At 34.2% G+C, this 4,944-nt stretch carries 9 protein-coding genes and 1 pseudogene; 1 reads left to right on the plus strand and 9 read right to left on the minus strand.

From position 1 onward, the window contains the following. Positions 1 to 150 precede the first annotated feature (150 nt). The 4 genes from MJ764_RS11155 to MJ764_RS11170 all read right to left on the minus strand — a co-directional run bounded on the left by MJ764_RS11155 (position 151) and on the right by MJ764_RS11170 (position 1,224). Complete coding sequence (locus tag MJ764_RS11155) at positions 151 to 309, minus strand: hypothetical protein (RefSeq protein ID WP_239327071.1); 159 nt, start codon at positions 307 to 309, stop codon at positions 151 to 153. Between the two features lie 22 nt (positions 310 to 331). Next, positions 332 to 529: a hypothetical protein gene (locus tag MJ764_RS11160; protein ID WP_239327073.1), complete on the minus strand. Its 198-nt coding sequence runs from the start codon at positions 527 to 529 to the stop codon at positions 332 to 334. Positions 530 to 715: 186 nt separating this feature from the next. After that, a complete protein-coding gene (locus MJ764_RS11165) occupies positions 716 to 934 on the minus strand; it encodes a serine kinase (protein ID WP_100150725.1) in 219 nt (72 codons plus the stop codon). Positions 935 to 966: 32 nt separating this feature from the next. Continuing rightward, positions 967 to 1,224, minus strand: coding sequence for a hypothetical protein (locus MJ764_RS11170; RefSeq protein ID WP_239327075.1), 258 nt, complete (start codon positions 1,222 to 1,224; stop codon positions 967 to 969). Between the two features lie 169 nt (positions 1,225 to 1,393). On the opposite strand from MJ764_RS11170, the gene MJ764_RS11175 reads away from it, so the two are divergent. Beyond that, complete coding sequence (locus tag MJ764_RS11175; protein ID WP_239327077.1) at positions 1,394 to 1,561, plus strand: transposase; 168 nt, start codon at positions 1,394 to 1,396, stop codon at positions 1,559 to 1,561. 224 nt (positions 1,562 to 1,785) lie between these two features. Here MJ764_RS11175 and MJ764_RS11180 read toward each other — a convergent pair whose 3' ends face one another. The 5 genes and pseudogenes from MJ764_RS11180 to MJ764_RS11200 all read right to left on the minus strand — a co-directional run. Continuing rightward, positions 1,786 to 2,172 (minus strand): hypothetical protein, encoded by a 387-nt coding sequence (locus MJ764_RS11180; RefSeq protein ID WP_239327079.1) that lies wholly within the window; start codon positions 2,170 to 2,172, stop codon positions 1,786 to 1,788. 16 nt (positions 2,173 to 2,188) lie between these two features. After that, a complete protein-coding gene (locus MJ764_RS11185) occupies positions 2,189 to 3,142 on the minus strand; it encodes an RHS repeat domain-containing protein (RefSeq protein ID WP_239327081.1) in 954 nt (317 codons plus the stop codon). Between the two features lie 226 nt (positions 3,143 to 3,368). Beyond that, entirely contained in the window at positions 3,369 to 3,902 is a 534-nt protein-coding gene (locus MJ764_RS11190) for a hypothetical protein (RefSeq protein WP_239327083.1), read from the minus strand. Positions 3,903 to 4,004: 102 nt separating this feature from the next. Continuing rightward, positions 4,005 to 4,520, minus strand: a complete 516-nt coding sequence (locus tag MJ764_RS11195) for a hypothetical protein (protein ID WP_239327085.1) — start codon at positions 4,518 to 4,520, stop codon at positions 4,005 to 4,007. 10 nt (positions 4,521 to 4,530) lie between these two features. Beyond that, a pseudogene (locus tag MJ764_RS11200) lies at positions 4,531 to 4,944 on the minus strand (hypothetical protein); the annotation flags it as partial.

Here is a 4,944-nt window from a genome sequence, read left to right on the forward strand (position 1 = left end):
TTTGACAGGAATACCGGCTTCAGCTTCTTTTAAAATAGATACGATCTGATGTTCAGTCATCTTTTTCATGTTTAAATCCTCTGTTGGTTAATGAAGAGAATTTTCTACTTCAAGGCTGTACTATTTTAGGGGGTAGTTACAATTGATTTTTCAGCTCTGTTCTCCGGCGCTGTTTATAGCCAGTTGCGGAGTGCCCAGATGGTCGCTTATCAGGTAGTGATAGCTGGCATTTTTCAGGGTTTGGCCTTCGTTTAGGTTGGCCTGCCATAAGGGGGCTGGTGCTCCATTCGCTGTCTGGCTTCCAGCCATACGCTACGCGTATTTTGCCATTCTATTCCAGTTCGGCTATCAGGCCTTCGCTGCTATAGATGTAGTAGGTGGCCTCGCCGTTTACGGTTTTGCTGATACGCCGGCCATATGGTTCGTACTGGTAGCTGGCTATTTTTCCGCTGGCGTTTTCTTTTGTCGCCAGCTGGCTATTGGTGGTATAGATCAGGCTGGTCTGTTCTTTTCCTCCTCCCCATTTCATCAGTTGATTCTGCTGATTGTATTGCCATTTTCCTGCCTGTCAGGCACTGCCAGTTCGATTGCCAATGACATGCCATCATAGCTTTAAGATTCAGCACGCTGCTCCGAGGTTTCCTGTTCTGGTTTTACCAGAATTAAGCGATCCAGTGGATCCACCTGCTAAACTTTTTTTAACATCAACTTTTGCCTAGAGATAAATGATTTCTTGACAAAAATCTTTATCGATTATAAACACCTCTATTCTGAAACCTTTTGGATAATCTTTAAAACCTGAGACATTTTCCCGTTTCTTTTTTTCCTCAAGTGCTCTTTCTAATGTTGAAAAAGTGCCAATTTCGAATTCTGTTAAACCATTCTGTTTTGTTTCCTTAGCATGAACTAAAGTATATACTTTGTTTTCAGTCATATTTAACACCATTTAAAATTTCTATTACCAGATTATATAGTGACAAATCCACCACGCCACCAATCCTCATCTAAAACAGTTTCATAAATTTCTAGTCTTTTCAAATTACTTAGATAATAACTTTTTGAAAAATTTTTTTTCCTTTCCAAAGCTATATCATAAGTACTATAAACCCCTAATACTTGGCCTATTTCAGCATCAAAATCTTCTGAATCAGGAGATTCTAATGCTATATTCTTATTACCATGATAAGAATAGGTTACATAACATAACTGAAATAATGATATCATTATAATCATCCTATTAAATTTATTTGCATCTATAATAATACTTTTAAAGTGTAAATTATATAATTATTTTCACGATTCAGTTTATTTATAACCTCTCTGTAACTCCCCCTTAAAATAGTACAGTGCAAAAGTATAAAATTCTCTCCATTAACCCACAGAGGATTTAAACATGAAAAAAATGACTGAACATCAGATCGTAGCTATTTTAAAAGAAGCTGAAGCCAGTATCCCCGTCAAAGAACTCTGCCGTAAATATGGCATGGGAAATTCAACTTTCTATAAATGGCGTGATAAATACGGTGGTATGGAAACCGCTGATATTAAGCGTTTAAAGTAACTGGAAGCTGAAAACTGCAAGCTTAAGCAAATGTTTGCCGAGCTGAGTTTAAAATTTCAACTTCAGGAGGAAATCATAAAAAAGCTATGGTGCCTACCAAGAGAGACGTAAAACTTGGACTCTGGAACTATAAGAAAGTCATTCTGTTACTACTGCAATGAGCTGCCTAAAAAGCTTTAACTTTTAAATTAAGTTAAAATCTTTTGTTAAAATTTAATATTAATTTATTCGTCAATAATTATATCTTTAAATTTCTCCGAAATATTAAATATAATATCAAGACAAATAACTTTACATTGAATTGAGAATTCTCCAAATGTCATCATATATCCTTTAATTTTATCAGTAGAGTGATTTGAAAAATATATAAATTGCTCGTCCGTTAAAATGTTATCCAAATTTTGGACTATAATTATAGGTATATAACTACCTTGGAAACCATTGCCTGCATCAAAGTCGTCATTTTTTATTGAAATATATTTGACATTCTTGCATATAATTTCACCTATAATCTCACCATTGTTATACACACTTGTCAATTCAAATGAGATATCATTACCATATTCTAGTATTTTAATATCTCCTAAGCCTACATCTTCTATCTTTTTCATTTTTTACCCTCATAATTTATTTTACAAAATGTCCTGTTGAATGAGATTGATCCTCTAATCTACCACCCCAGTAATTTTGTCTTTCATTATACTTTTTCAACCCATTTTTTCTCCAGACTCTTTGAAGCCTAATCACTTCTCCACTTGGTTTTATCCAAACTTTTGATTGATCAGAATTTTTAACCCATTTTTCATAACCACCCGCACTATCAGTACCTCCTTGTAAACCATTGTTTTTCAAATTTTCTCTTAATTTTTTTGTTTTAGGTAATTTTCTTTCAGAATTTTTATTGTTTTGCTTATCATCAGTATCCGGCTGATTGGATGCCCCTCCTATTATATTATGGCTACTTGCGTCATTTATTTCTACATTTTCATCTCTACAGTCATCATCTGCCTTATCACTGAGTATTGGGGGTGTAATTAAACTTTTAGCGCCCCATCTAATACCCCATCTTATAGCTTCTTTTGCCATATATCTGCAAGCTGGATTGGCTGCACATAGTCGTATCCCTGCTGTTGCAACTCCTGCTCCTGCAACTACCGCCGGAGCAATCTCCCCAGTCGGATCACTATATACCAGTGGATTCCCACCTACATAACCATAGGTGTTTATTCCTCCCGCCAACCCTATCGGATCACTCTGGATATACCGCCCAGTCTTCGCATCGTAATCACGAAAGTAGTTGTATGACAGTCCGGTCTCTGCATCGTAGTATTGTCCGGGAAACCGCAGGTTCATGGTGATCTGGTTGTTTGCGGCCAGTTCGCTGTTGCCAAATGCATCGCTATTGATTTTCCAGCTCTGTTCTCCGGTGCTGTTTATAGCCAGTTGCGGGGTGCCCAGATGGTCGTTTATCAGGTAGTGATAGCTGGCATTTTTCAGGCTCTGGCCTTCGCTCAGGTTAGTCTGCCATAAGGAGCTGGTACCCCAGTCGCTGTCTGGTTGCCAACCGTACGCTACGCGCATTTTGCCATTCTGATCCAGTTCGGCTAGTAGACTCTCTTGTAGGCTTATGGTATAAAATTGGTGTATGCCACCCCAGTATAATATTATCGCGTGGTAAATGATTTTAAAACTATTACTCAAAAATAATCAACACTATATAACGAATTTATCTCTTGTATCGATATCAAATTTATTAAAATTTAGCAATTCTAACTCCTATTAAATAGGATAAATATGCAGGTCTTTCTTAACATTCTAAATCATCTCCTTGATATAAAAGCCAAGCACGACGACATTTTTCATAATCCATCGCGCTGTCAGCATCATTAAAACAATATTCAAAAAATATTTTTTTACTTAGCTTTCTACTACAACGTACGCAACTATAAACAAAATCTGGAGTACCGGCAAATAAATGATATAAACCCCATTCATGCCTATAATAAATAAAATCTACATTTTCGTTAGTGATAATTGTATAACAATATGAATAATTTAAATCACTCAAATTTATATTGACGCTATTATTTACAAGTTGTAATGATTTTTCAAGTTTATCATCATAAAATAAATATTGATAATATTTATCAGATCCTATCCGATGAATTGCATCAGAAAGCCACTCAGATTCGATAGAAAAAAGATAACCTGCACAAGGCATTGCTATCCATTCTTTATCAGTAATAAATTGCTTGGAAATTCCTTTATCTGCGTTTAAAACATATTCAAAAAAATTCTTTTCATTTTCGAACAGCAGCTCTCTAGATGATAGCTTATTCATTAAAAACCTCTTTTATTTACATACTAGTTATTCACAATTTTAATATATATATAAATCCCTGCCATATGACAAGGATTTAAAACTAAATACTATTAAATTAATTTATTGATATAAATTCCATATATATTCACACTTTTTATACTCTGGAGAATCTTTCATATATTGAAAACGATATTCAGTATAAATTTCTTTACATAAGAGCTTACTACATTGAACACAACTGTATACAAAATCGAAAGTACCAGCAAATATATGATATAAGTTATTTATATCTTTATAATACAAAAAATCAATATTCTTATTGGTTAAAATAACACACTTATCCAAATAACCATACTCACTCTTATAAATATTTTCTTGATTATTAATGATTTCTGAAAACTCTATATTATTATCGATTCCAATAATATATTGTTCATAAGTAGTGAAACCAAATCTATGAATTGCATCTGACAACCATTCAGACTCAATGATTTCAAGATTTTCAGGTACAGGCATTGCTATCCAATTTTTTTTATCAATAAAATCTTTTGAAACCACGCAATGTTTATTTAAGATGCCTTGAATAAACTCAATTTTATCTTTATAAAGATAGTTATCTTGCTTACAAATTCTCATATATAGCCTTTCAATATCTAATTTTTTTTACTCTTTTACCTTTAGTAGGCCTTATTTCCATAGTAGGTCGATCACCAGAACTATGCGGACGAATTGATACTGTTCTACCATCTTTAAGATTACCACGTATGACAATTTTACCGTCTCTACCCACATTTTGAACATTGCTAGGATTTAAACTTTCAAAATCTTTTTGTGCTTGTTCCCACCCTTGTTTATTGCGTATATATTGTGTGCTTGAACCTTTTGTTTTTGATCCCATAGTCGAGTCCTTAATAGTATCATCAAGTGTTTTATCTTGCTGACTCTTAGTATCATCATCATCAGGGAAATTTGGTGCCCCTCCTATATTTGCATCACTTATTTCAACATCTTTAGTCTTACATTTCCCACCATCCGGTATTTTATTGTCACTAAGCGTAGG

The sequence above is a fragment of the Snodgrassella gandavensis genome, from assembly GCF_914768025.1.
In the GTDB taxonomy this organism is placed as follows: Bacteria; Pseudomonadota; Gammaproteobacteria; order Burkholderiales; family Neisseriaceae; genus Snodgrassella; species Snodgrassella gandavensis.